This is a genomic window from Citrobacter sp. Cpo221, assembly GCF_030332345.1.
Lineage (GTDB): Bacteria > Pseudomonadota > Gammaproteobacteria > Enterobacterales > Enterobacteriaceae > Citrobacter > Citrobacter portucalensis.
The window spans coordinates 82,967-104,514 of sequence record NZ_JAOWIA010000049.1; the positions used below are offsets into that span (position 1 = coordinate 82,967).

Consider the following 21,548-nt stretch of genomic DNA (forward strand, 5'->3'; position numbering starts at 1 on the left):
TTCTGTCAAAGGTAGTATCTGCGGCTTCAATAGCTATCAGACTGCCAGTATCGAGTGTCAATGAGTATTCAATTAAACGGCATTAACTGCTTCTACGGCGCACATCAGGCGCTGTTCGATATCACGCTGGATTGCCCTCAGGGTGAAACACTGGTGTTACTTGGCCCAAGTGGAGCCGGGAAAAGCTCGCTGCTGCGCGTACTCAACCTGCTTGAGATGCCGCGCTCGGGCACGCTCTCTATTGCGGGCAACCGTTTCGACTTCACGAAGACCCCGTCAGATAAAGCCATTCGGGATCTGCGTCAGAACGTGGGCATGGTCTTTCAGCAATATAATCTCTGGCCGCATCTCACGGTGGTGCAGAACCTGATTGAAGCGCCCTGCCGCGTACTGGGTCTGACAAAAGAGCAAGCGATGGCGCGCGCCGAGAAACTGCTGGAACGTCTGCGCCTCAAGCCTTACAGCGATCGTTACCCATTACATCTTTCCGGTGGCCAGCAACAGCGTGTAGCCATTGCCCGCGCGTTGATGATGGAGCCGCAGGTGCTGCTGTTTGATGAACCGACCGCCGCGCTTGACCCGGAAATTACCGCCCAAATCGTCAGCATCATTCGCGAACTGGCGGAAACCAATATTACTCAGGTGATCGTCACCCACGAAGTGGAAGTTGCACGTAAAACGGCCAGTCGTGTGGTGTATATGGAAAACGGTCACATCGTCGAGTTTGGGGATGCGAGCTGCTTTGCCAACCCGCAAACCGAAGCGTTTAAAAACTATCTTTCTCACTAAGATTCGGGACAATACAATGAAAAAAGTTCTGATTGCCGCGCTAATCGCAGGTTTTAGTCTTTCCGCTACCGCAGCCCAAACCATTCGTTTCGCCACCGAAGCGTCTTATCCTCCGTTTGAATCTATCGATGCGAATAACAAGATCGTAGGTTTTGACGTTGATCTGGCAAACGCGCTGTGTAAAGAGATTGACGCTACTTGTACCTTCACCAATCAGGCCTTCGACAGCCTGATTCCGAGCCTGAAATTCCGTCGTTTTGACGCGGTGATGGCCGGTATGGACATCACGCCTGAGCGTGAAAAACAGGTGCTGTTCACCACCCCTTACTACGACAACTCTGCGCTGTTTGTGGGCCAGCAGGGTAAATACACCAGCATCGACCAGCTGAAAGGTAAAAAAGTCGGCGTTCAAAACGGTACCACGCACCAGAAATTCATCATGGATAAACATCCGGAAGTGACCACTGTGCCGTATGACAGCTACCAGAATGCCAAACTCGATCTGCAAAACGGTCGTATTGACGGCGTCTTTGGTGATACCGCAGTAGTAACCGAGTGGCTGAAAGACAATCCTAAGCTTGCCGCGGTTGGTGACAAAGTCACGGATAAAGATTACTTCGGTACAGGTCTGGGCATCGCGGTACGCCAGGGCAATACCGAGCTGCAGCAGAAATTTAACGCTGCGCTGGAAAAAGTGAAGAAAGATGGGACTTACGAGACCATCTACAACAAATGGTTCCAGAAGTAATATTTGATGAATGAATTTTTTCCTTTAGCAAGCGCCGCCGGGATGACCGTCGGCCTTGCCGTTTGTGCGCTGATCATTGGCCTTGCACTCGCCATGTTTTTTGCCGTCTGGGAGTCAGTAAAATGGCGCCCGGTGGCATGGGCGGGCTCGGCCCTGGTCACCATCCTGCGCGGTCTGCCAGAAATCCTGGTGGTTCTGTTTATCTATTTCGGTTCCTCACAATTGCTGCTGACGCTGGCCGATGGCTTTACGATCAATCTCGGGTTTGTACAAATCCCGGTTCAGATGCAGATCGAAAACTTCGACGTCAGCCCGTTCCTGTGCGGTGTCATTGCACTGTCATTATTGTACGCCGCTTACGCGTCGCAAACGCTGCGTGGCGCGCTGAAGGCCGTGCCACTCGGACAATGGGAATCAGGTCAGGCGTTGGGTTTGTCTAAAGCCGCGATCTTCTTTCGTCTGGTGATGCCGCAGATGTGGCGTCATGCCTTACCGGGACTGGGTAACCAGTGGCTGGTATTGCTGAAAGATACCGCGCTGGTCAGCCTTATCAGCGTGAACGATCTGATGTTGCAAACCAAGAGTATTGCCACCCGCACCCAGGAGCCGTTTACCTGGTACATTGTGGCGGCCGCTATTTACCTGGTGATTACGCTGGTGAGTCAGTACATTCTCAAACGCATTGACCTGCGCACGACACGTTTTGAGCGGAGACCAGGCTGATGCTTGAGTATTTACCTGAATTGTTGAAAGGGCTGCATACCAGCCTGACGCTGACGGTCGCCTCCATCGTGGTTGCTCTGGTGCTGGCGCTAATCTTCACCGTCATCCTGACGCTGAAAACGCCGGTGCTGGTGTGGCTGGTACGCGCGTATATCACGCTGTTTACCGGTACACCGCTGCTGGTGCAAATCTTCCTGATCTACTACGGACCTGGACAGTTTCCGGCATTGCAAGAATATCCGGTACTGTGGCATCTGCTCTCTGAACCCTGGTTATGCGCCTTAATTGCGCTGTCGTTAAACAGTGCGGCCTACACTACGCAACTGTTCTACGGCGCTATTCGTGCAATCCCGGAAGGCCAGTGGCAGTCCTGCGGAGCGTTAGGGATGAGCAAAAAGGATACGCTGGCGATTCTGTTGCCGTATGCCTTTAAACGCGCCCTCTCCTCGTATTCCAACGAAGTGGTGCTGGTATTTAAAAGTACCTCACTGGCTTACACTATCACGCTGATGGAAGTCATGGGCTATAGCCAGCTGCTGTACGGTCGTACTTATGACGTTATGGTCTTCGGTGCCGCGGGTGTGATTTACCTGATCGTCAACGGCTTGCTGACGCTGATGATGCGCTTAATCGAACGTAAAGCGCTGGCGTTTGAACACCGGAATTAAGCATATGCCTGATGGCGCTACGCTTATCAGGCCTACGGTTCATGCACCTTTTGTAGGCCGGATAAGGTGCTAGCACCGCCATCCGGCAAATGTGCATAAGTAAAAAACATAAAGACGGACAACAACCTAAATTGTCCGTCTTTTTTCATACCAATAAAAATACTTAATCATTTTTATTGCATATAAATTCATTAAATGGCATTGTTACTCCACGCCGCAGACACGGTAATAATCATAAGATTGACAGACGGGAGTTCCACCATGAAAAAGTTAGTACTGGCCGCATTACTTGCTACTTTCGCCGCTGGCGCCTCAGCTGCTGATAAAATTAGTTTCGGTGTATCAGCCACATATCCGCCATTTGAATCACTGGACGCAAGCAATAAAATTGTCGGTTTTGACATCGACCTGGCAACGGCGCTGTGCAAACAAATGCAGGCAGAATGTACTTTCACCAATCACGCTTTCGACAGCCTGATCCCCGCGCTGAAATTCAAGAAATATGATGCGGTAATTTCCGGAATGGATATCACACCTGAGCGTAGCAAGCAGGTTGCATTTACTCAGCCTTACTATGCCAACTCCGCGCTGGTGATTGCGAAAAAAGACACCTATAAAACCTTTGCCGACCTGAAAGGTAAGCGCATCGGTATGGAAAACGGCACCACCCATCAGAAATACCTGCAGGATAAACATCCTGAGGTGAAAACTGTGGCCTATGATAGCTATCAGAATGCGATTATCGACCTGAAAAATGGCCGTATTGATGGCGTATTTGGCGATACTGCAGTGGTTAACGAATGGCTGAAAACCAACCCGCAGTTAGGCGTCGCCACTGACAAAGTAACCGATCCGCAATATTTCGGTACTGGCCTTGGCATCGCGGTTCGCCCGGATAACAAAGCCCTGCTGGAAAAACTGAACAGCGCGCTGGCGGCCATCAAAGCTGACGGCACGTACCAGAAAATCAGCGACCAATGGTTCCCGCAGTAACGTCTGCTCAATCTGAAAAGCCGCGCTCTGCGGCTTTTTTTATCTCTTCGCCTGCGCTTTCAGTCAGTTCTTACGCCATAAATGCTTTCCTGGCATACACTTGTTAAAACGAAAAAAGTGAGGCAAACGGATGATAGCGTTCCCTGCCAGTTTACTGATCCTCAATGGAAAAAGTGCTGATAATCTCCCCCTGCGTGATGCCATTGCGAAGCTTCGCGATGAAGGCGTGGAAATCCATGTTCGCGTGACCTGGGAAAAAGGCGATGCCCAACGCTACGTTGATGAAGCTCGTCAGCTAGGCGTTGCTACGGTGATAGCCGGCGGCGGTGACGGCACCATCAACGAAGTCTCGACGGCGCTGATTCAGTCGCAGGGCGGCAATATTCCGGCGCTGGGTATTTTACCGTTGGGAACGGCGAATGACTTTGCCACCAGCGTTGGTATACCCGATGACCTTGATAAGGCGTTAAAGCTGGCTATCGCTGCAAATGCGACTGCAATCGATATGGTACAGGTCAACGATAAAACCTGTTTTATCAACATGGCGACCGGCGGGTTTGGCACTCGCATCACCACCGAAACGCCGGAAAAACTCAAGGCCGCATTGGGCGGTGTATCGTATTTTATTCACGGATTAATGCGCATGGATACGCTCAAGCCCGACATCTGTGACATTCGTGGAGAAGATTTTCACTGGCAGGGTAAGGCGCTGGTGATTGGTATCGGTAATGGTCGCCAGGCCGGTGGTGGGCAACAGCTTTGCCCGACGGCGCTGATCAACGACGGCCTGCTGCAACTGCGCATTTTTACCGGCGAGGAACTACTGCCAGGACTGCTTTCGGCGTTAACGCAATCCGAAGATAACCCTAACATTATTGACGGCGCATCGTCATGGTTTGATATCCGCGCCCCACACGAAATTACCTTTAATCTCGATGGCGAACCGCTCAGCGGACAAGAGTTTCATATTGAAATCCTGCCCGCTGCGCTACGTTGCAGACTGCCGCCGGGTTGTCCGCTGTTGCGCTAACCCAACGACAATCCGAGGGATCAGGCAATAGTGACTTTGCTGTCCAGATAAACGTCCTGTACGGCGTTAATCAACTTAACGCCGTCGGCCATGGTTTTCTTGAACGCTTTACGTCCCAGAATCAACCCCATGCCGCCCGCACGTTTGTTAATCACCGCTGTACGCACTGCATCGCTCAGGTCGGTGTCGCCGCCGGCCGCCCCGCCAGAGTTAATTAATCCGGCGCGCCCCATATAACAGTTCGCCAGTTGATAACGCACCAGGTCAATTGGATTCTCACTGGTCAACTTGGTGTAAACGCGATCGTCGGTGTAGCCAAAATTAACCGCTTTATACCCGCCGTTATTTTCCGCCATTTTCTGCTTAACGATATCCGCTCCGATAGTGGCAGCCAGATGGTTAGCCTGCCCGGTAAGATCGGCGGAAACATGGTAATCCACGCCATCTTTTTTAAACGCGGAGTTACGCAGATACGCCCACAGCACGGTAACCATACCCAACTCATGGGCGCGCTCAAACGCTGCTGAAATCTCTTCAATCTGGCGGCGAGATTCCTCAGAACCGAAATAGATGGTTGCCCCTACCGCAACCGCGCCCATATTAAACGCCTGCTCTACGCTGGCATACAGCGTCTGGTCAAAGGTATTCGGATAGCTCAGCGTTTCGTTGTGGTTAATTTTGACCAGGAACGGAATGCGGTGCGCGTAGCGACGGGAAACAGAAGCCAGCACGCCATAGGTCGATGCCACGCAGTTGCATCCTGCTTCGATAGCCAATTCCACAATATTCTTCGGATCAAAGTACAGCGGGTTAGCGGCAAACGAAGCCCCAGCAGAATGCTCTACCCCCTGATCCACCGGTAGGATCGACAGATACCCTGTCCCGGCAAGTCGCCCCGTGTTATACAGCGTCTGCATATTACGCAGCACGGCAGGCGGCCGATTGTTATCCACCATTACGCGATCGACGTAATCATGTCCAGGCAGGTAAAGTTGGTCAGAAGGAATGGTCATACAACGATGCTGTAAAAGGCTGTCGGCATCTTTGCCAAGCAACTGCGCAATATCAGTCATAGCTATGCTCCCGTAAGTTCCGGTTTAAAACCGGAATATGGATTGTCCTGACCCGCCTTTTTGCGGGCAGCATTAAGCCTGGTACCGACTGCGCTTTTTTTCCATCTTTAGCGCACTTTTCAGCAACTTCTGCTGGCTCGATTCAGGAAAAAATAATGTTAAGACGGTCAAAGTTTAATCTCAAAGGTATTTTAAAGGTATTATTGAATGGTACTATCAGCGCGTACCTTACCTGTCATGAAGGATTTAAAGATGAAAACTACAGTTAAGCTGTCGTTCATGATGTTTGTAGAGTGGTTTATCTGGGGCGCCTGGTTTGTACCACTGTGGCTGTGGCTGAGTAAAAGTGGCTTTAGTGCCGGAGAGATAGGCTGGTCCTACGCCTGCACCGCCATTGCGGCGATCCTGTCGCCCATTCTGGTCGGTTCAATCACTGATCGTTTTTTCTCCGCGCAAAAAGTACTGGCGGTGTTGATGTTCGTCGGCGCTATTCTGATGTACTTCGCCGCCCAGCAAACCACCTTCAGCGGATTCTTCCCGCTGTTACTGGCCTATTCGTTGACCTATATGCCGACGATTGCGCTGACCAACAGTATTGCTTTTGCCAACGTACCGGATGTTGAACGTGATTTCCCGCGCATCCGCGTGATGGGCACCATTGGCTGGATTGCCTCCGGTTTGGCCTGCGGTTTCTTACCGCAAATGCTTGGCTATAACGACATCTCACCCACCAATATTCCCCTGCTTATCACTGCCGGAAGCTCCGCATTGTTAGGTGTTTTTGCCTTCTTTTTACCGGATACGCCGCCAAAAAGTACCGGCAAAATGGATTTCAAAGTTATGCTGGGTCTGGATGCGCTGATCCTGCTGCGCGATAAGAACTTCCTCGTCTTCTTCTTTTGCTCTTTCCTGTTTGCGATGCCACTGGCGTTCTATTACATCTTCGCCAACGGCTATCTGACAGAAGTCGGAATGAAAAACTCCACCGGCTGGATGACGCTGGGCCAGTTCTCTGAAATCTTCTTCATGCTGGCGCTACCGTTTTTCACCAAACGCTTTGGTATTAAAAAGGTGTTGTTGCTTGGTCTTATTACTGCGGCGATCCGCTACGGATTTTTCGTTTACGGCGGTGCGGAAGAATATTTCACTTACGCCCTGCTGTTTCTCGGCATTCTGCTGCACGGCGTCAGTTACGACTTCTATTACGTCACGGCTTACATCTATGTCGATAAAAAAGCGCCGGTCCACATGCGCACCGCAGCGCAAGGGCTTATCACCCTCTGCTGTCAGGGATTCGGCAGCCTGCTCGGGTACCGTCTGGGCGGCGTGATGATGGAAAAAATGTTTGCTTATCAGGAGTCCGTGAATGGTCTCACCTTTAACTGGGCTGGCATGTGGGGATTTGGCGCGGTCATGATTGCCATCATTGCCGTGTTGTTCATGATTTTCTTTCGCGAATCAGACAAAGAAATCACCGCCATTAAGGTGGACGATCGCGATATAGCGTTGAAACAAGGGGAAGTAAAATGAAAGCAGAACGTATTCTCGGTGCTCTTTATGGGCAGGCGTTAGGGGATGCGATGGGCATGCCGTCGGAACTGTGGCCAAGAACCCGGGTAAAAGCACACTTCGGTTGGATCGACCGTTTTTTGCCCGGCCCTGCGGAAAATAATGCCGCCTGCTATTTTAACCAAGCGGAGTTCACTGATGACACGTCCATGGCACTGTGTCTGGCAGATGCCCTGCTTGAGTGCGACGGCGAAATTGTGCCTGACGTTATTGGTCGCAATATTCTGGCCTGGGCCGAGCAGTTTGATGCCTTTAATAAAAACGTGCTCGGCCCGACCTCGAAAATTGCGTTGAAAGCTATTCGTGACGGTAAACCGGTCGCCGAACTGGAAAACAACGGCGTGACCAATGGCGCGGCAATGCGCGTTTCCCCGCTGGGATGCCTGCTGCCCGCTCGCAATCTTGATGCCTTTATCGATGATGTGGCATTGGCCTCCAGCCCGACGCATAAATCGGATCTGGCTATCGCGGGAGCCGTTGTCGTCGCGTGGGCGGTATCGCGCGCCATCGACGGAGGGACATGGCCGGAGATTGTCGACGCGCTACCTGCCATTGCCCTGCATGCGCAGCAAAAACGAATCACTACCTTTAGCGCATCGCTTTGTGCACGCCTTGAACTGGCGCTGAAAATCGTGCGTAACGCCGATGGCGTCGAGTCCGCCAGCGAGCAGCTGTATCAGGTTGTAGGTGCCGGAACCAGCACCATTGAGTCCGTGCCTTGCGCCATCGCCATGGTTGAACTGGCGCAGACCGATCCTAACCGCTGCGCCATTCTGTGCGCGAACCTCGGCGGCGATACCGACACCATCGGGGCGATGGCAACCGCCATTTGTGGTGCATTACACGGCGTGAGCGCGATCAACCCAGCATTGAAGCAGGAGTTGGATGCGGTTAATCAGTTGGACTTTACCCGCTACGCCAGTGGGTTAATGCGACTGCGTGAGCAGCGGGAGGCGCTATGAGCAACACGCATCTGCAACAACTTCTCTCGCAGTTACGTACACAGCGGCCAGTAACGGTGGTGGGTGCGGCGGTGATTGATGTCATTGCCGATGCGTATGCCCTCCCCTGGCGCGGCTGTGACATCGAGCTCAAGCAGCAAGGTGTTAACGTTGGCGGCTGCGCACTCAATATCGCCGTCACGCTTAAGCGTTTAGGTATCGATGCCTGCAATGCTCTACCGCTGGGTCAGGGAGTGTGGGCCGACATTATCCGCAACCGGATGGCAAAAGAGGGACTGCACAGCCGGATCGACAATGCCGAAGGCGATAACGGCTGGTGTCTGGCGCTGGTGGAGCCGGATGGCGAGCGTACCTTTATGTCTTTTAGCGGCGTTGAGAATCAGTGGAATGCCGCCTGGCTGGCACAGCTGGATATCCCGCGTCATAGCCTGGTGTATCTTTCGGGTTATCAGCTGGCGTCCCCGTGCGGTGAATTGCTGGTGCAATGGCTGGAAGGTCTGGAAGAGGTGACACCGTTTATCGATTTTGGCCCGCGCATCGGCGACATTCCTGAGCCTTTACTGGCAAGAATTATGGCCTGCCGTCCGCTGGTGTCACTTAATCGTCAGGAGGCGGAAATTGCTGCCGAGCGGTTTGCATTGAGTCAGGATGTGGAAGGTTTTGGCGCAGAATGGGTGCAGCGTTTCACCGCACCGGTGGTCGTGCGTCACGATAAAGACGGCGCATGGTATTTCAGCGCACAGACATCCGGCTGCGTACCAGCATTTGCAACGGCGGTCATTGATACCATTGGCGCAGGTGACAGCCACGCTGGCGGCATGCTGGCTGGGCTGGCGGCTGGCTGGACGCTGGCCGACTCAGTGCTGTTAGGTAACGCGGTGGCGTCCTGGGTAGTTGGGCATCGCGGCGGCGATTGCGCCCCGTCGCGCGAGGAACTACTCCTCGCACACAAAGACGTATAGATCGCTACGACAGTAACTGATGCTGTATTCAATAGGCCGTTGCTGCTGGTCAAGCGCTACCTGCTTGATCACCAGTACCGGCACTTTGCTATCCATTTGAATGTGCGCCTGGAACTCTGCGTCAGGCATTCTGGCGCTAACGCGTGAGCGCGTGCGCTGTGGGAAAATATGCTGGCTACGAAAATAGTCATACAGCGAAACACCGATGGCATCCACATCATGAATTAGGTGTGCGGGTACCCAGGACTCTTCAATAGAAACAGCGTCTTCGTCAACGTAACGAATGCGTTTGAGCAAGAAGACATCACTCCCCACGGCGACAGCCAACTGCTGGGCCACCTCTTCCGGGCAAGGCACAATGCGCTTGTTGACCCACAGCGTATCCGGTTTTTTACCGCGCAACACCACCTGCTGAGAAAAACCGCGCGCTTCTTTAAGCGAATACTCGAAGATATTATTAATTTGCGTTCCATAACCGCGGGCACGTGTTACTACACCTTCTTCTTCCAGGGCCTGCATCGCCTTGCGTACCGTAATCCGAGAAACGCCGGTCAACTGGCTGAGGTCGCGCTCGCCGGGCAGGATATTGCCGTGCTCCAGGATCCCACTGCGCACAGCATTCTTCACCGTCTGCGCAAATTTCATATACAGCGGCGTGTTATCCGCCGCTGAAATACGTTCATTCAGTTGTGCGATAAGCTGGGTATGCGCTTGTTCCATTTATCTTTTTCCTGGCCGCCGTTTCTGCAGCCAGTATACCCATTACCACCACGCGTGGAAATGATGGACCGGACCGATTCCTTCGCCAACTTCCAGCGTGTCGGCCTGTGCCAGCGCCGCTGAAAGCCACAGTTTGGCTTCCTGTACGGTATCGGCCCAGTTGTTATGGCGCGGACGCAGGGCTGCCAACGCCGCCGATAGCGTACAACCGGTGCCATGGGTATTTTTGGTCATCACCCTTGGTGCGGTAAAACGCTGCTCACCATCGCGAGTAAAGAGCCAGTCGGGGCTTTGTGCATCATCCAGATGACCGCCCTTCATCAACACCGCCTCGCAGCCCAACGCCCGTAGCGCCCTTCCCTGCTCTAACATCTCCTGCTCAGTCTGCGCATGCGATGCCCCGAGCAACGCCGCCGCTTCCGGTAAATTAGGGGTGATAATCGAAACCTGCGGCAGCAAACGGGTACGCAGCGTTTCTACCGCCGAGGGAGACAGCAACGGATCGCCGCTTTTCGCCAACATCACCGTGTCCAGCACCACATTTTGTACCCGATGGCGACGTAAACGTTCGGCGACAGCTTCGACAATGTCCGTCTCCGCCAACATACCGATTTTAGTCGTATCAATACGCACATCACTCAACACCGAATCCAGCTGCGCGGCGACAAAATCAGGTTCAATACGATACACCGACTGCACCCCGCGCGTATTTTGCGCCACCAACGCCGTGATAACCGAACAGCCGTAAGCACCCAGCGCCGAGAAGGTTTTTAAATCAGCCTGAATACCCGCGCCACCGCTTGGGTCGGTTCCGGCGATCGTTAATGCGTTAATCCGTTTCATGCTTGCTCCTGGCGTTCAGGTTATAGAGGGCGTCGAGAAATGCCGGGACAAAGCTGCCCGGTCCGTTTGATTGCTCGGTGGCGATTTGCCCGGCCTGTTTCATCCAACTACAGGCGGAGGCGACGTTATCAAGTCGGTCACCACACAAGGCACAACTGGCCGCAACAACCGCTGAAAGAGCACATCCGGTGCCCACCACGCGAGTCATCAACGGGTCACCACCGTCAACGCGGACGGTACGCTGACCATCGGTGACGTAATCCACTTCGCCGGTAACAACGACAATGGTCCCAACCTGACGAGCCAGCGCCTGCGCTGCCGGAAGCGCAGCGACAGCCGTATCGGTTGTATCCACGCCGCGTCCACCACCGTTCATGCCGGCCAGAGCAAGTATTTCCGAAGCGTTGCCACGAATAGCAGCAGGCTGTAGTGACAATAATTCCAGGCAGAAGCGGCGGCGAAACTCAAGCGCACCTACGGCAACGGGATCGAGCGTCCACGGGGTTTTAGCATGATGAGCCTGCTTAACTGCGGCACGCATCGCCGCGGCCCGTTCCCGAGTTAAGGTGCCGACATTAACCAGCAATGCACAGGCAATAGCGGCGAATTGGCTGGCTTCCTCAGGCTCGATCACCATCGCAGGCGATGCGCCCAGCGCCAGTAATGTATTGGCAGTAAAGCTTTGCACGACCTCATTGGTCATACAGTGTGTGAGCGGGGATAAGGTTCTAAATTGGTGCAAAGTGTGAGCCGCGAGTGCGCGGCTGTGCAGGTCAGGCTGCATGGTTCAGCTCCTGCCCGCGCGAAGAAGGGACACGAGCAGTGTCAGACTTCCCTACGCTGGCATTATCCAGATCAGGTGGTACGGGTATTTCTCAGCCTTCACCAGAAGGGCACCCCGAGTCGTTGAAACACAAACGTAATATGCTGGTTTCAGTAACAGGATACTGCCTGTGCTTAACGATGTAAATTGGCGCACTCCCCACTCCCGCAGTGAAACTACTGGTCAAGGTTGCTGCAATTCTGTACTTTCATTTACACTTTTTACGAAATGACTGGAGTGATCACAAAATAGTGCTTGTCAGACATCCGGTATGCCAGGAATGATACATGACTGATTTTGATGACCCGAAGAGGTAGAGAGGATGGGTATGAAGAATAAAATGTTGCTGGGTGCACTTCTGCTTGCAAGCAGCGTCGTCTGGGCCGCACCAGCTGCAACAGCTGCCCCCACCGGTATCGATAAGTATGAACTGAGCAGCTTTATTGCTGACTTCACCCATTTCAAACCCGGTGACAAGGTTCCACCACTGTATCTCACCGAAGAATACACCATTAAACAGTGGAATCTGCGCAACCTGCCCGCGCCGACGGCAGGCACCCACTGGACCTACATGGGCGGCGCATATGTGCTGGTCAACGATGCCGATGCTAAGATCATTAAAGCCTACGACGGCGAGATTTTTTATCATCGGTAAAAAAACGCACCCAGTATAGTTGGGTGCGTAAATTTCTTGCTTTACTTACTTTTTAATTATAGTCAATAACGACCTTTACCCGACTCATTGTTTCTCCCGCAGTGACTTTCCCTGCATACGTTCTGGTGCGGGCGTAAATATTGATTGGTACTATATTCGCTTTCACATCGCCAGATCGATACAGGTTACTTCTGCCATAACCAATACTCGTTGAACCGTCCATTGATAACTGAAATCCTACCGACCCTGCGCTATTCGCCGCAGTACCATAATCGTTGGTCAGGGTCATTGAATCCTCCGCCAATGGACTCATCGGTTCAAAATAAAATAACAGATTATCAGGTGTAAACTTCAGATTCCCAGCCCCACTGGCCTGACAGGTGAATATTACCGGGTGAAGCTCAAATTTTTTCTTATCAAGATCATTAATATTTATCCTTCCCAGATCAATTTCCTGATTACCAAAATAGCAGGTTGTGATATCGACCATAATCGTGACATTTAAATTATAATTTAATTTTTTTGAACTACAGTTATTCTCATTTCCCTGACAGTATTCAAGGCTCAACTCAGTAACGAGAGGGATCGTCGCACCAGGGGCGATGATCGTTGCGGCCCCGCGGTCTGGGGCCTCAACAATTGAATAGTTCAGAACTAAACCCGCCATATCAAAAAAATCTGACAATGTATACTTTGCTTTATTTGCAACAATATCCTTTGCTTGATAACTCACAGAAAAGGAAACAATGTAATATTTACTGCCTACCTTAAAAGCATATTCACTGCTATGCAAGATGGCCATTGCGGCCTTCAACCATGCCTTCTCCTGTGACTTACAGTCCAGTACAACAGTGCCATCCTGGCCAGAAGCAAAAACACCACCATCAAGTACACCGGACATCGCATCTGGGGTGAAAGAATATGCTCCCGTAATATTTGGTGGAGGAACAAAATCACATTTATCAGCCTGTGCCCAAAAAGAGCATAATGTTAATACCGTTAACAGTATCCATCTCATCATCATTATCCTTTTACTGGCATGAGTATGTCTTACTGGCATCAATTTCCTGATTGAAGGAGATTGTGCAGTAACGTCCTTGTTGTTTATCAATGGCAACTTTGATTTTTGCAGGCACGTCATTAGTACGAATAAACAACATACTGCCTTGCCCAACCAGACCAATGTTTTCGCCCTGTTCGCTTTCGACCTCATAACCAAAGGTTAATGGTGATCCATCCGAGCGCAATGCTTTAAAGTACCAGGGTTTACGCTGGTCGGTATCAAATTGCGCTTTGACCACTGCCCCACGATATGGAGCAACACTTTTACGGTTACCCTGTAATTCTGTTTCGCTATTGGTATTAGAGACATCCAGTGTCAGCATATTCTCACGGTATGCACTCATACCATCATATACCACCGTACCTTTACTGTTTGTCTCCCGATATTTCTGCCCATTGATATAAGCGCCTTCAAGTCCGGGGGCGTCTACGATGGCGAAAGTCTCAGAAAGGTGGTTTGCCAGGTTTATACCGCCAGCCCATGCCACAATCCCACCGGAGATACTGCCACTGCTTTGTTTATATTTTGTGGATTGACTATAACTACCGTTAACCGTTGCAACAGGAGCACGCCACGTCACATTTGCCCCTGCGCTGGTTTCGCTGTCTTGTCGTTGATGGCTCAGGTTTACACCATAGTTAAATTGATCGCGATCGCCTGCGATCCCACTAATACCGGTATTATTTGATGCAAAACCATCATCATCAAATGTGGTCGAGTTAGAGAGATATACCTGTCGCCGTGGCGAGGATATACCATCTCCCCAGTTAAAGGGTATGGAGATAAAGATGTTGAAACGTTTATCTTCATTATGATCTTCATCGTAGGTTTGGCTAGCTGAAAGCGTATAGCTAATCCGTTGCCAACTATTGGTGTAGCTCAGTTGATAATCTTTATTACTACCGCTACGTCCCCAGTAGTCACGCCATAATGTGCTTAATGATACGGATCCCCACCCCTCAGGAAGCGATTGATTGATGTTGGCTGTAAAACTGTTTTTACGACCGAAATCATACTGATAATAATCAGCAATATCGTAGACATCATTTTCATCACGATGATAACTGTTTTTATTATTCGCCCATACGTGATCGTTAAATGTACGATAGTCACGAGAAGAATATCGGTATGCCGCTAAACCAAATCGCGTCCCTGTCTGCGTAAGATATTTATTCCACGCAACCTGGTAACTCTGGTCATCAAAAACGTCACCATTATCCTGTTTACTATGTGACTGCGTGGCGTCAAAAGAAACAGCGCCAATGCGCGTATTCCAGCCTGTTCCCAGCGTAAAGGCATTATAGTTATCCCCTAGCATTGTGCCGCCATACAGCGTTAATAGATTATTAAAGCCATACTGATAACTGGCCTGAACGAAATCACTTTGGTTGCTGGCACCTTCAATATGGCTGCGACCCGCGACAAAATCATACTTTGACACGCCAGGCTGCAACATATTGGGTACGGAGGAATAAGGAACCAGATAGGTCGTAACCGTTCCATCCGCTTCCTTTACACTCACGTCAAGATCTGCGCCCCCACCAGCTAACTGTAAATCAGCAATCGAGAAGGGGCCCGGCGGTACCTCTTTTTGATAGACAACAAAACCATTTTGTTCAATAGTGACAAGGGCATTACTTTGTGCAATCCCTTGAACTAACGGCGTAAAATTCTGTTTTGAGTTTGGGAGCATCTGCATATCACGATATAAGCGTACCCCGCGAAACCGCACGGTATCAAAAATATCTGATGATGTGTACATATCGCCCGCGCGCAATGTGCCCAAAATTTCCGGGATCCCGCGCTCCAAATAGAGAGTATTACTCTTCCACTCACCATTACTATCATCAGTCTTATTGTAACTGGCATCAGAATGTAGTTGCCAACCTAATAAATTCAATCCGCTATTAAAACGAGCAAAAGTATTTTTACTGTTACCGGAGTCTTTATAATCGCTATAGTATTGGCTCACATAATAGGACGTATACAGCGCATTAATCCCCCGATCCCAGTTTTCAGGCTCGACGTAACCGTATTCAAGTTCATTGACGAAAGCCTGCGGGACATTGAGATCAAGGCGAAATCGGCTCACATCAAAAGTCGCCCCCCCCCCTGAAGTGCAGTTTTTAAAGGTACACATTGTGCATCTTTATCGACTTTAATCCCTTCAGACTTAATCCCAAGACGATGAACGAGATCCCACGTCAAACACGTGTCATCAGGTTCATCTTTGACATTCAATTCATATTTCCCACGCCATTGGTTGTTAAGATAAATATCTAGATCATAGGTTCCGGAAATCGGTTTTTCACCATCAAATCTAAAGTCACTGACCTTTTCACCCTTTAATCCCCCCATCATAAAATGGGTATCAAATGTTTCTTCTTCAGCAAATAGTTGACCCGAGAACAACAGAAAAAATATCGCGGAAGCAAGTGGAGTTATCCTTAACATGGCCACACCTCATATTATTTAACTCTGATCGTATCGCTAACATAATTACCGCGATCATCAATAATAGTCACAACATACTGATTGCTGCCATTGTTTCTCAGTTGGAGAAGTTGACTGGATAATGGTGGCAATAAAATAGTTTTACCATTTAACTGAACTTTGTTCGCTTCAATCTTGGGGATGGTAATCCAGTTCGCAGTAGCATTATTTAAATTTAACCCGCCATTGCCGCGAGAAAAACTTAACTTTTTAATGCTATTTTGTGTGACCGACTCAATACCCTTAGGTCGGTACAGCATTTTTAATCTGTTCTGCATGGCAAATTTTAGCGTATTCTTCCCATCTTGATTATTTGTATTTGGGGGTATATCCAGCACATTAAAATAAAAAAGACTTTCTTTATCATTTGGTAAGTTATTGGCGATTTTTTTGATTTTTATTTGCTGACCTGAATTACCTTTAACACGGATAACCGGCGGAGTCAGCAAAAATGGTACATCTATTTTTTCCGGAGGTAATGTAGTATCGCCATCATCAATCCAGGATTGTACCAGTGATGCCCTGGTACTCTCATTCATCAACTGAACGACAATTTCTTTTTGATCAGCCGGATAAATAACACGGGTGCCATAAATCACGATATCAGCGTGTGCCGGGAGCGTCAGTGCTATCAGGCCTGAAAGTAAAATCCGTTTCATAATACACTACCTTATTGATAGCGCTATATTGTCGAGTCATCCCGACAATATAGCCATTTAGAATTAATCAGTTTCAACAGTAAATTTTATCGTAGATTTTACATCGCCAGCTTTAACAACCTGAGCCAGTCGCGCCCATCGCGCATCAAATTTCAAGGTGTACTTGACACCTTCATTTCCAATGGACTCACCTTTCAACTCGCTAACATCCACAACCTGGTCGTTCTTGTTGATATTAACGAAACTCGTGGCGGTGTTATAAAAATCAACAGCGAACCCTACGCCGGTAGTATCGCCACCATCATCCTGTAATAATCCCGGATATTCCGAGAATTTAGTTGGTGAAAAGGTAATATTTTTCAACTCTACCGTAGACGGACAAATAATTTCAATTGAATCTGCATCGGTATTCCACACTTTTGTACTGCTAACAGCGCCGATACCAATTTTATACACATCAGAAGTTGAAATTGTACCCATGTCAATAATTGCAGAGTCACCACCATTGGAATTAAAATGACAAGATGACCCTTCTACTGTCGCTTGAATGATTAACTGTCCCTCATCAGTAATTTCAGCAGCATGTGCCATACCGACAGATAAAAATGGTAACATCGCCAAAGAAATAATGGATCTTTTCATAGGTCATTCCTTATTAATTTTAATAAACACATCCTTTTAACAACTTCGAAATCAAAATGTCACGAGAATAATTTTGACGCAATGTGAAATGATGTTTTATTTGATTTAACGCAAATTTCACTAAGCATTATTTAAGCATAAGATAATACTTATTTAAGTAATTCACGATAATAATAAATAACGGAAAGTAAATGTAATAGAAGGGAAAATTAAAGAGGCGGCAGTATTACGCTGGGTAAAACTGCCGTTTGACAAGATTCATTCTGAGGTCATTAATCGTAGGTATTGAGCACTATTTGCCGTGTCGTATCACCCGGTAACATCACACGTTGCGTATTGACACCCCGGTAGTTTGGTTTGTCGCTTCCAACCGTCAATCGAACCGCATCTGCCTGGCAATCATTTTGAGGCTCGCCACCTGTCATATCGATATGGCAGGTGGACTCAACAACATGCCCGATGATTGTTAACTTTCCATCGATTGTATCAGAAGCCAAAGCCTGCAAACTCATTCCATAAGCCAGAGTAATAACTCCCAAGAATAAACTTTTCTTCATTGTGTTCATTATTCCTGTAATGGTTGGGAAACAGCGTACAAGCCGCCTGCACTGAGTATTATCAGTTAACTCCCCTATTTGAACCAATTGAAATTGTAGATTAATGGGATAGATTTGATCAATTGTAATGATGCATTGAGGTGATTTATTCGGAAAAAGGCATGAATTATAAACGCAGAATGAACAATGTCGTAAGATTTTTAAATTTAATATATTCACCGCATCAATAACATATTGATGCGGTGAATATATGTAACGCAATAAATTACACCGCGCGGAAGGCAATCTCGCCCGGAATAACCTCTCCCTGCCAGTAGAGCTGTGCAGCCACTCGTCCTGCCAGATCGCGGTAAATAGCAGTAAATTCGCTATCAGGACGGCTAATCACCGTCGGCGTACCACGATCGAGGTCCTCACGCAGAGAAATATGCAGCGGCATCTGTCCCAGCAGTTGAGTGTGATACTGCTCGGCCAACTTCTGTGCCCCACCGGTACCGAAGATCGGTTCATGGTGACCGCAGTTGCTGCAAATATGCATACTCATATTCTCAACAACACCCAGTACCGGCACTTCGACTTTTTCGAACATCACGATGCCCTTTTTCGCATCGATCAGCGCGATATCCTGCGGCGTAGTGACAACAACCGCGCCCGTTACCGGAATGTTCTGCGCCAGCGTCAGCTGGATGTCACCGGTGCCCGGCGGCATATCCAGTACCAGATAATCAAGATCCGGCCATAAAGTTTCCTGCAACATCTGCAGCAGCGCTTTGCTGGCCATCGGGCCGCGCCATACCATCGCGTTATCGTCAGTGACCAGATAACCAATGGAGTTCGTTGCCAGACCATGAGACATGATCGGTGCCATGTGGGTACCATCTGGCGAGGTTGGACGCTGGTTTTCCGCGCCAAGCATTGTCGGGATAGACGGACCATAAATATCGGCGTCCAGAATCCCTACCTTCGCCCCTTCTGCAGCCAGCGCCAGCGCCAGGTTCACGGCGGTAGAGGATTTACCCACGCCACCTTTACCTGAACTGACGGCGATGATGTTTTTCACACCATTAATACCCGGCTGGTTTTTCACGCGTTTCAGCGTCGCGATGTTATGCGACAGTTTCCAGTCGATCGCTTTCGCACCGGTAATACGCAGCAGATCGGCGCTACATTGCTCTTTTAAGTCCTCAAACGCGCTATGCCAGACAAACGGCATGACCAGCTCAACGTGCAACGTGTCATCCATCCAGGCGACGTGGTGCAACGCTTTAAGCGTCGTCAGATTATGCTTCAGGGTTGAATGCTGAAAATTCGCCAGCGTCCCGGCAACCATGGCGCGCAGGGTCTCTGGTGATTTGGCCTGGGATTGTGCGTTCATCCCGACTCCTTTTTGTTGTTCTGAAAATACGATAGTCACCAGGTAGTTTACTCCAACCGCAACAATTATTCATTTACGGATAAATGCCCTTATCGCTTGGCGCAGTAATTACCATTTTGGTACTATCAAAGCCCTTTTCACTACAAAAGAAGTAATTGCCCACTATGACTCAAGTCGCGAAGAAAATTCTGGTAACGTGCGCGCTGCCGTACGCCAACGGCTCAATCCACCTCGGCCATATGCTGGAGCACATCCAGGCTGATGTCTGGGTCCGTTACCAGCGAATGCGCGGCCACCAGGTTAACTTCATCTGCGCGGACGACGCACACGGTACGCCAATCATGCTGAAAGCACAGCAGCTTGGGATCACGCCAGAGCAGATGATCGGTGAAATGAGTCAGGAGCATCAGACTGATTTTGCAGGTTTTGACATCAGCTACGACAACTACCACTCGACGCACAGCGAAGAGAACCGTGAGTTGTCTGAGCTGATTTATACTCGCCTGAAGGAGAACGGTTTTATTAAGAACCGCACAATCTCCCAGCTTTACGATCCGGAAAAAGGCATGTTCTTGCCGGACCGTTTCGTTAAAGGCACCTGCCCGAAATGTAAGTCTCCGGATCAGTACGGCGATAACTGTGAAGTCTGCGGCGCAACCTACAGCCCGACCGAACTTATCGAGCCGAAATCCGTCGTGTCTGGCGCAACGCCGGTGATGCGTGACTCCGAACACTTCTTCTTTGATCTGCCGTCATTCAGCGAAATGCTGCAGGCGTGGACACGCAGCGGCGCGTTACAGGAGCAGGTCGCCAACAAAATGCAGGAATGGTTCGAATCCGGCCTGCAACAGTGGGATATCTCTCGCGATTCCCCGTACTTCGGTTTTGAAATCCCGAATGCGCCTGGCAAGTACTTCTATGTCTGGCTGGACGCGCCAATTGGCTATATGGGTTCATTCAAAAACCTGTGCGATAAGCGCGGTGACACCACCAGTTTTGACGAATACTGGAAGAAAGATTCCGACGCCGAGCTGTATCACTTCATCGGTAAAGATATCGTTTACTTCCACAGCCTGTTCTGGCCTGCCATGCTGGAAGGCAGCAACTTCCGTAAGCCGACCAACCTGTTTGTACACGGTTATGTGACGGTGAACGGCGCGAAGATGTCCAAATCTCGCGGCACCTTCATTAAGGCCAGCACCTGGCTGAAGCACTTCGATGCCGACAGCCTGCGCTACTACTACACCGCGAAGCTTTCTTCACGTATTGATGACATCGACCTGAACCTGGAAGACTTTGTCCAGCGCGTTAACGCCGATATCGTCAACAAAGTAGTCAACCTGGCATCCCGTAACGCCGGCTTTATTGCTAAGCGTTTTGACGGCGTTCTGGCGGCTGAGCTGGCCGACCCGGCGCTGTATAAAACCTTCACCGACGCCGCAGCGGTGATTGGCGAAGCATGGGAAAGCCGCGAATTTGGTAAAGCGATCCGTGAAATCATGGCGCTAGCCGACGTGGCAAACCGCTACGTTGACGAACAGGCACCGTGGGTCGTGGCTAAACAGGAAGGCCGCGATGCCGACCTGCAGGCGATCTGCTCTATGGGTATCAACCTGTTCCGCGTGCTGATGACCTACCTGAAACCGGTTCTGCCAACGCTTGCTGAACGTGTTGAAGCTTTCCTGAACAGCGAACTGAGCTGGGATGCCATTGAGCAGCCACTGCTCGGCCACAAGGTCAACACCTTTAAAGCGCTCTACAATCGTATCGACATGAAACAAGTTGAAGCGCTGGTTGAAGCGTCGAAAGAAGAAGTGAAAGCAGCAGCTGCACCGGTTACCGGCCCGCTGGCTGATGACCCGATTCAGGAAACCATCACCTTTGACGATTTCGCCAAAGTTGACCTGCGCGTAGCGCTGATTGAAAACGCCGAGTTCGTGGAAGGTTCCGACAAACTGCTGCGTCTGACGCTGGATCTCGGTGGTGAGAAACGTAACGTCTTCTCTGGTATTCGTTCTGCGTATCCAGATCCGCAGGTCCTGATTGGCCGCCAGACCATTATGGTTGCCAACCTGGCTCCTCGTAAGATGCGCTTCGGCATTTCCGAAGGGATGGTGATGGCCGCAGGTCCTGGCGGGAAAGATATCTTCCTGTTAAGCCCGGATGAAGGTGCAAAACCAGGCCAACAGGTGAAGTAAATC

General features: G+C 50.1%; 20 protein-coding genes, 1 pseudogene and 1 riboswitch. Of the genes and pseudogenes, 11 read left to right on the plus strand and 10 right to left on the minus strand.

Going from position 1 to position 21,548, the window contains the following annotated elements:
• Nucleotides 1–60 precede the first annotated feature (60 nt).
• From artP to yegS, 6 genes are all read left to right on the plus strand, one after another.
• Nucleotides 61–789 (plus strand): arginine ABC transporter ATP-binding protein ArtP, encoded by a 729-nt coding sequence (gene artP / locus OGY72_RS10330; protein ID WP_003027295.1) that lies wholly within the window; start codon nt 61–63, stop codon nt 787–789.
• A gap of 16 nt (nt 790–805) precedes the next feature.
• Entirely contained in the window at nt 806–1,537 is a 732-nt protein-coding gene (gene artI / locus OGY72_RS10335) for an arginine ABC transporter substrate-binding protein ArtI (protein WP_003027298.1), read from the plus strand.
• A 6-nt stretch (nt 1,538–1,543) separates the two neighbouring features.
• Nucleotides 1,544–2,260, plus strand: coding sequence for an arginine ABC transporter permease ArtQ (gene artQ, locus OGY72_RS10340; protein WP_198579336.1), 717 nt, complete (start codon nt 1,544–1,546; stop codon nt 2,258–2,260).
• On the plus strand, nt 2,260–2,928 hold the full coding sequence (artM, locus tag OGY72_RS10345) for an arginine ABC transporter permease ArtM (RefSeq protein WP_003840185.1): 669 nt from the start codon (nt 2,260–2,262) through the stop codon (nt 2,926–2,928). Before artQ ends, artM begins: the two co-directional genes overlap by 1 nt.
• A 261-nt stretch (nt 2,929–3,189) precedes the next feature.
• Nucleotides 3,190–3,921: an arginine ABC transporter substrate-binding protein ArtJ gene (gene artJ, locus OGY72_RS10350; RefSeq protein WP_003027308.1), complete on the plus strand. Its 732-nt coding sequence runs from the start codon at nt 3,190–3,192 to the stop codon at nt 3,919–3,921.
• 130 nt (nt 3,922–4,051) lie between these two features.
• Nucleotides 4,052–4,951 (plus strand): lipid kinase YegS, encoded by a 900-nt coding sequence (gene yegS, locus OGY72_RS10355; RefSeq protein WP_048215937.1) that lies wholly within the window; start codon nt 4,052–4,054, stop codon nt 4,949–4,951.
• A 20-nt stretch (nt 4,952–4,971) separates the two neighbouring features.
• Here yegS and fbaB read toward each other — a convergent pair whose 3' ends face one another.
• Nucleotides 4,972–6,024 (minus strand): class I fructose-bisphosphate aldolase, encoded by a 1,053-nt coding sequence (fbaB, locus tag OGY72_RS10360; RefSeq protein WP_003834421.1) that lies wholly within the window; start codon nt 6,022–6,024, stop codon nt 4,972–4,974.
• A gap of 252 nt (nt 6,025–6,276) precedes the next feature.
• Here fbaB and OGY72_RS10365 point away from each other — a divergent pair, with 252 nt between their 5' ends.
• Genes OGY72_RS10365 through OGY72_RS10375 form a run of 3 tightly spaced genes read left to right on the plus strand, consistent with a single transcriptional unit; the run spans nt 6,277 to nt 9,517 of the window.
• Nucleotides 6,277–7,554, plus strand: a complete 1,278-nt coding sequence (locus OGY72_RS10365; RefSeq protein WP_286547744.1) for a nucleoside permease — start codon at nt 6,277–6,279, stop codon at nt 7,552–7,554.
• Nucleotides 7,551–8,555 carry an ADP-ribosylglycohydrolase family protein gene (locus OGY72_RS10370; protein ID WP_193134211.1) on the plus strand — a complete coding sequence of 335 codons (1,005 nt, stop codon included), beginning with the start codon at nt 7,551–7,553 and terminating at the stop codon, nt 8,553–8,555. Before OGY72_RS10365 ends, OGY72_RS10370 begins: the two co-directional genes overlap by 4 nt.
• Nucleotides 8,552–9,517, plus strand: coding sequence for a PfkB family carbohydrate kinase (locus OGY72_RS10375; RefSeq protein ID WP_164562598.1), 966 nt, complete (start codon nt 8,552–8,554; stop codon nt 9,515–9,517). Before OGY72_RS10370 ends, OGY72_RS10375 begins: the two co-directional genes overlap by 4 nt.
• On the opposite strand, the gene OGY72_RS10380 is transcribed toward OGY72_RS10375, so the two are convergent.
• The 3 genes from OGY72_RS10380 to thiM are packed head-to-tail and all read right to left on the minus strand — an operon-like array spanning nt 9,491 to nt 11,864.
• On the minus strand, nt 9,491–10,237 hold the full coding sequence (locus OGY72_RS10380) for a GntR family transcriptional regulator (RefSeq protein ID WP_125112576.1): 747 nt from the start codon (nt 10,235–10,237) through the stop codon (nt 9,491–9,493). The genes OGY72_RS10375 and OGY72_RS10380 overlap by 27 nt on opposite strands.
• Nucleotides 10,238–10,279: 42 nt before the next feature.
• Nucleotides 10,280–11,080: a bifunctional hydroxymethylpyrimidine kinase/phosphomethylpyrimidine kinase gene (thiD, locus tag OGY72_RS10385; protein WP_003844369.1), complete on the minus strand. Its 801-nt coding sequence runs from the start codon at nt 11,078–11,080 to the stop codon at nt 10,280–10,282.
• On the minus strand, nt 11,067–11,864 hold the full coding sequence (gene thiM, locus OGY72_RS10390; protein WP_286547745.1) for a hydroxyethylthiazole kinase: 798 nt from the start codon (nt 11,862–11,864) through the stop codon (nt 11,067–11,069). The genes thiD and thiM overlap by 14 nt, the downstream gene beginning before the upstream one ends.
• A 31-nt stretch (nt 11,865–11,895) precedes the next feature.
• Nucleotides 11,896–11,991, minus strand: a riboswitch (TPP riboswitch).
• Between the two features lie 234 nt (nt 11,992–12,225).
• Between thiM and OGY72_RS10395 the strand changes: the two genes are divergently transcribed.
• Entirely contained in the window at nt 12,226–12,558 is a 333-nt protein-coding gene (locus OGY72_RS10395) for an RcnB family protein (protein ID WP_003834436.1), read from the plus strand.
• Nucleotides 12,559–12,610: 52 nt separating this feature from the next.
• On the opposite strand, the gene OGY72_RS10400 is transcribed toward OGY72_RS10395, so the two are convergent.
• The 6 genes and pseudogenes from OGY72_RS10400 to apbC all read right to left on the minus strand — a co-directional run bounded on the left by OGY72_RS10400 (nt 12,611) and on the right by apbC (nt 19,347).
• Nucleotides 12,611–13,618 (minus strand): fimbrial protein, encoded by a 1,008-nt coding sequence (locus OGY72_RS10400; RefSeq protein WP_131820873.1) that lies wholly within the window; start codon nt 13,616–13,618, stop codon nt 12,611–12,613.
• Nucleotides 13,590–16,075: pseudogene (locus OGY72_RS10405) on the minus strand (fimbrial biogenesis outer membrane usher protein). The gene OGY72_RS10400 and the pseudogene OGY72_RS10405 overlap by 29 nt, the downstream one beginning before the upstream one ends.
• A 14-nt stretch (nt 16,076–16,089) precedes the next feature.
• Nucleotides 16,090–16,773, minus strand: coding sequence for a fimbria/pilus periplasmic chaperone (locus tag OGY72_RS10410; protein WP_048215930.1), 684 nt, complete (start codon nt 16,771–16,773; stop codon nt 16,090–16,092).
• A 63-nt stretch (nt 16,774–16,836) separates the two neighbouring features.
• Nucleotides 16,837–17,415, minus strand: a complete 579-nt coding sequence (locus tag OGY72_RS10415; RefSeq protein WP_148361756.1) for a fimbrial protein — start codon at nt 17,413–17,415, stop codon at nt 16,837–16,839.
• A 272-nt stretch (nt 17,416–17,687) separates the two neighbouring features.
• Nucleotides 17,688–17,972 (minus strand): DUF2574 family protein, encoded by a 285-nt coding sequence (locus OGY72_RS10420; protein ID WP_048215929.1) that lies wholly within the window; start codon nt 17,970–17,972, stop codon nt 17,688–17,690.
• Nucleotides 17,973–18,237: 265 nt separating this feature from the next.
• On the minus strand, nt 18,238–19,347 hold the full coding sequence (gene apbC, locus OGY72_RS10425; RefSeq protein ID WP_148361754.1) for an iron-sulfur cluster carrier protein ApbC: 1,110 nt from the start codon (nt 19,345–19,347) through the stop codon (nt 18,238–18,240).
• A gap of 164 nt (nt 19,348–19,511) precedes the next feature.
• Here apbC and metG point away from each other — a divergent pair, with 164 nt between their 5' ends.
• Nucleotides 19,512–21,545, plus strand: a complete 2,034-nt coding sequence (gene metG, locus OGY72_RS10430) for a methionine--tRNA ligase (RefSeq protein WP_003834451.1) — start codon at nt 19,512–19,514, stop codon at nt 21,543–21,545.
• Nucleotides 21,546–21,548 lie beyond the last annotated feature (3 nt).

Bases quoted from the DNA above. Each gene is read 5' to 3' on its own strand.
- artP (WP_003027295.1), top strand. From the start codon at position 61: ATGAGTATTCAATTAAACGGCATTAACTGCTTCTACGGCGCACATCAG.
- artI (WP_003027298.1), top strand. From the start codon at position 806: ATGAAAAAAGTTCTGATTGCCGCGCTAATCGCAGGTTTTAGTCTTTCC.
- artQ (WP_198579336.1), top strand. From the start codon at position 1,544: ATGAATGAATTTTTTCCTTTAGCAAGCGCCGCCGGGATGACCGTCGGC.
- artM (WP_003840185.1), top strand. From the start codon at position 2,260: ATGCTTGAGTATTTACCTGAATTGTTGAAAGGGCTGCATACCAGCCTG.
- artJ (WP_003027308.1), top strand. From the start codon at position 3,190: ATGAAAAAGTTAGTACTGGCCGCATTACTTGCTACTTTCGCCGCTGGC.
- yegS (WP_048215937.1), top strand. From the start codon at position 4,052: ATGATAGCGTTCCCTGCCAGTTTACTGATCCTCAATGGAAAAAGTGCT.
- fbaB (WP_003834421.1), bottom strand. From the start codon at position 6,024: ATGACTGATATTGCGCAGTTGCTTGGCAAAGATGCCGACAGCCTTTTA.
- OGY72_RS10365 (WP_286547744.1), top strand. From the start codon at position 6,277: ATGAAAACTACAGTTAAGCTGTCGTTCATGATGTTTGTAGAGTGGTTT.
- OGY72_RS10370 (WP_193134211.1), top strand. From the start codon at position 7,551: ATGAAAGCAGAACGTATTCTCGGTGCTCTTTATGGGCAGGCGTTAGGG.
- OGY72_RS10375 (WP_164562598.1), top strand. From the start codon at position 8,552: ATGAGCAACACGCATCTGCAACAACTTCTCTCGCAGTTACGTACACAG.
- OGY72_RS10380 (WP_125112576.1), bottom strand. From the start codon at position 10,237: ATGGAACAAGCGCATACCCAGCTTATCGCACAACTGAATGAACGTATT.
- thiD (WP_003844369.1), bottom strand. From the start codon at position 11,080: ATGAAACGGATTAACGCATTAACGATCGCCGGAACCGACCCAAGCGGT.
- thiM (WP_286547745.1), bottom strand. From the start codon at position 11,864: ATGCAGCCTGACCTGCACAGCCGCGCACTCGCGGCTCACACTTTGCAC.
- OGY72_RS10395 (WP_003834436.1), top strand. From the start codon at position 12,226: ATGGGTATGAAGAATAAAATGTTGCTGGGTGCACTTCTGCTTGCAAGC.
- OGY72_RS10400 (WP_131820873.1), bottom strand. From the start codon at position 13,618: ATGCCAGTAAGACATACTCATGCCAGTAAAAGGATAATGATGATGAGA.
- OGY72_RS10410 (WP_048215930.1), bottom strand. From the start codon at position 16,773: ATGAAACGGATTTTACTTTCAGGCCTGATAGCACTGACGCTCCCGGCA.
- OGY72_RS10415 (WP_148361756.1), bottom strand. From the start codon at position 17,415: ATGAAAAGATCCATTATTTCTTTGGCGATGTTACCATTTTTATCTGTC.
- OGY72_RS10420 (WP_048215929.1), bottom strand. From the start codon at position 17,972: ATGAAGAAAAGTTTATTCTTGGGAGTTATTACTCTGGCTTATGGAATG.
- apbC (WP_148361754.1), bottom strand. From the start codon at position 19,347: ATGAACGCACAATCCCAGGCCAAATCACCAGAGACCCTGCGCGCCATG.
- metG (WP_003834451.1), top strand. From the start codon at position 19,512: ATGACTCAAGTCGCGAAGAAAATTCTGGTAACGTGCGCGCTGCCGTAC.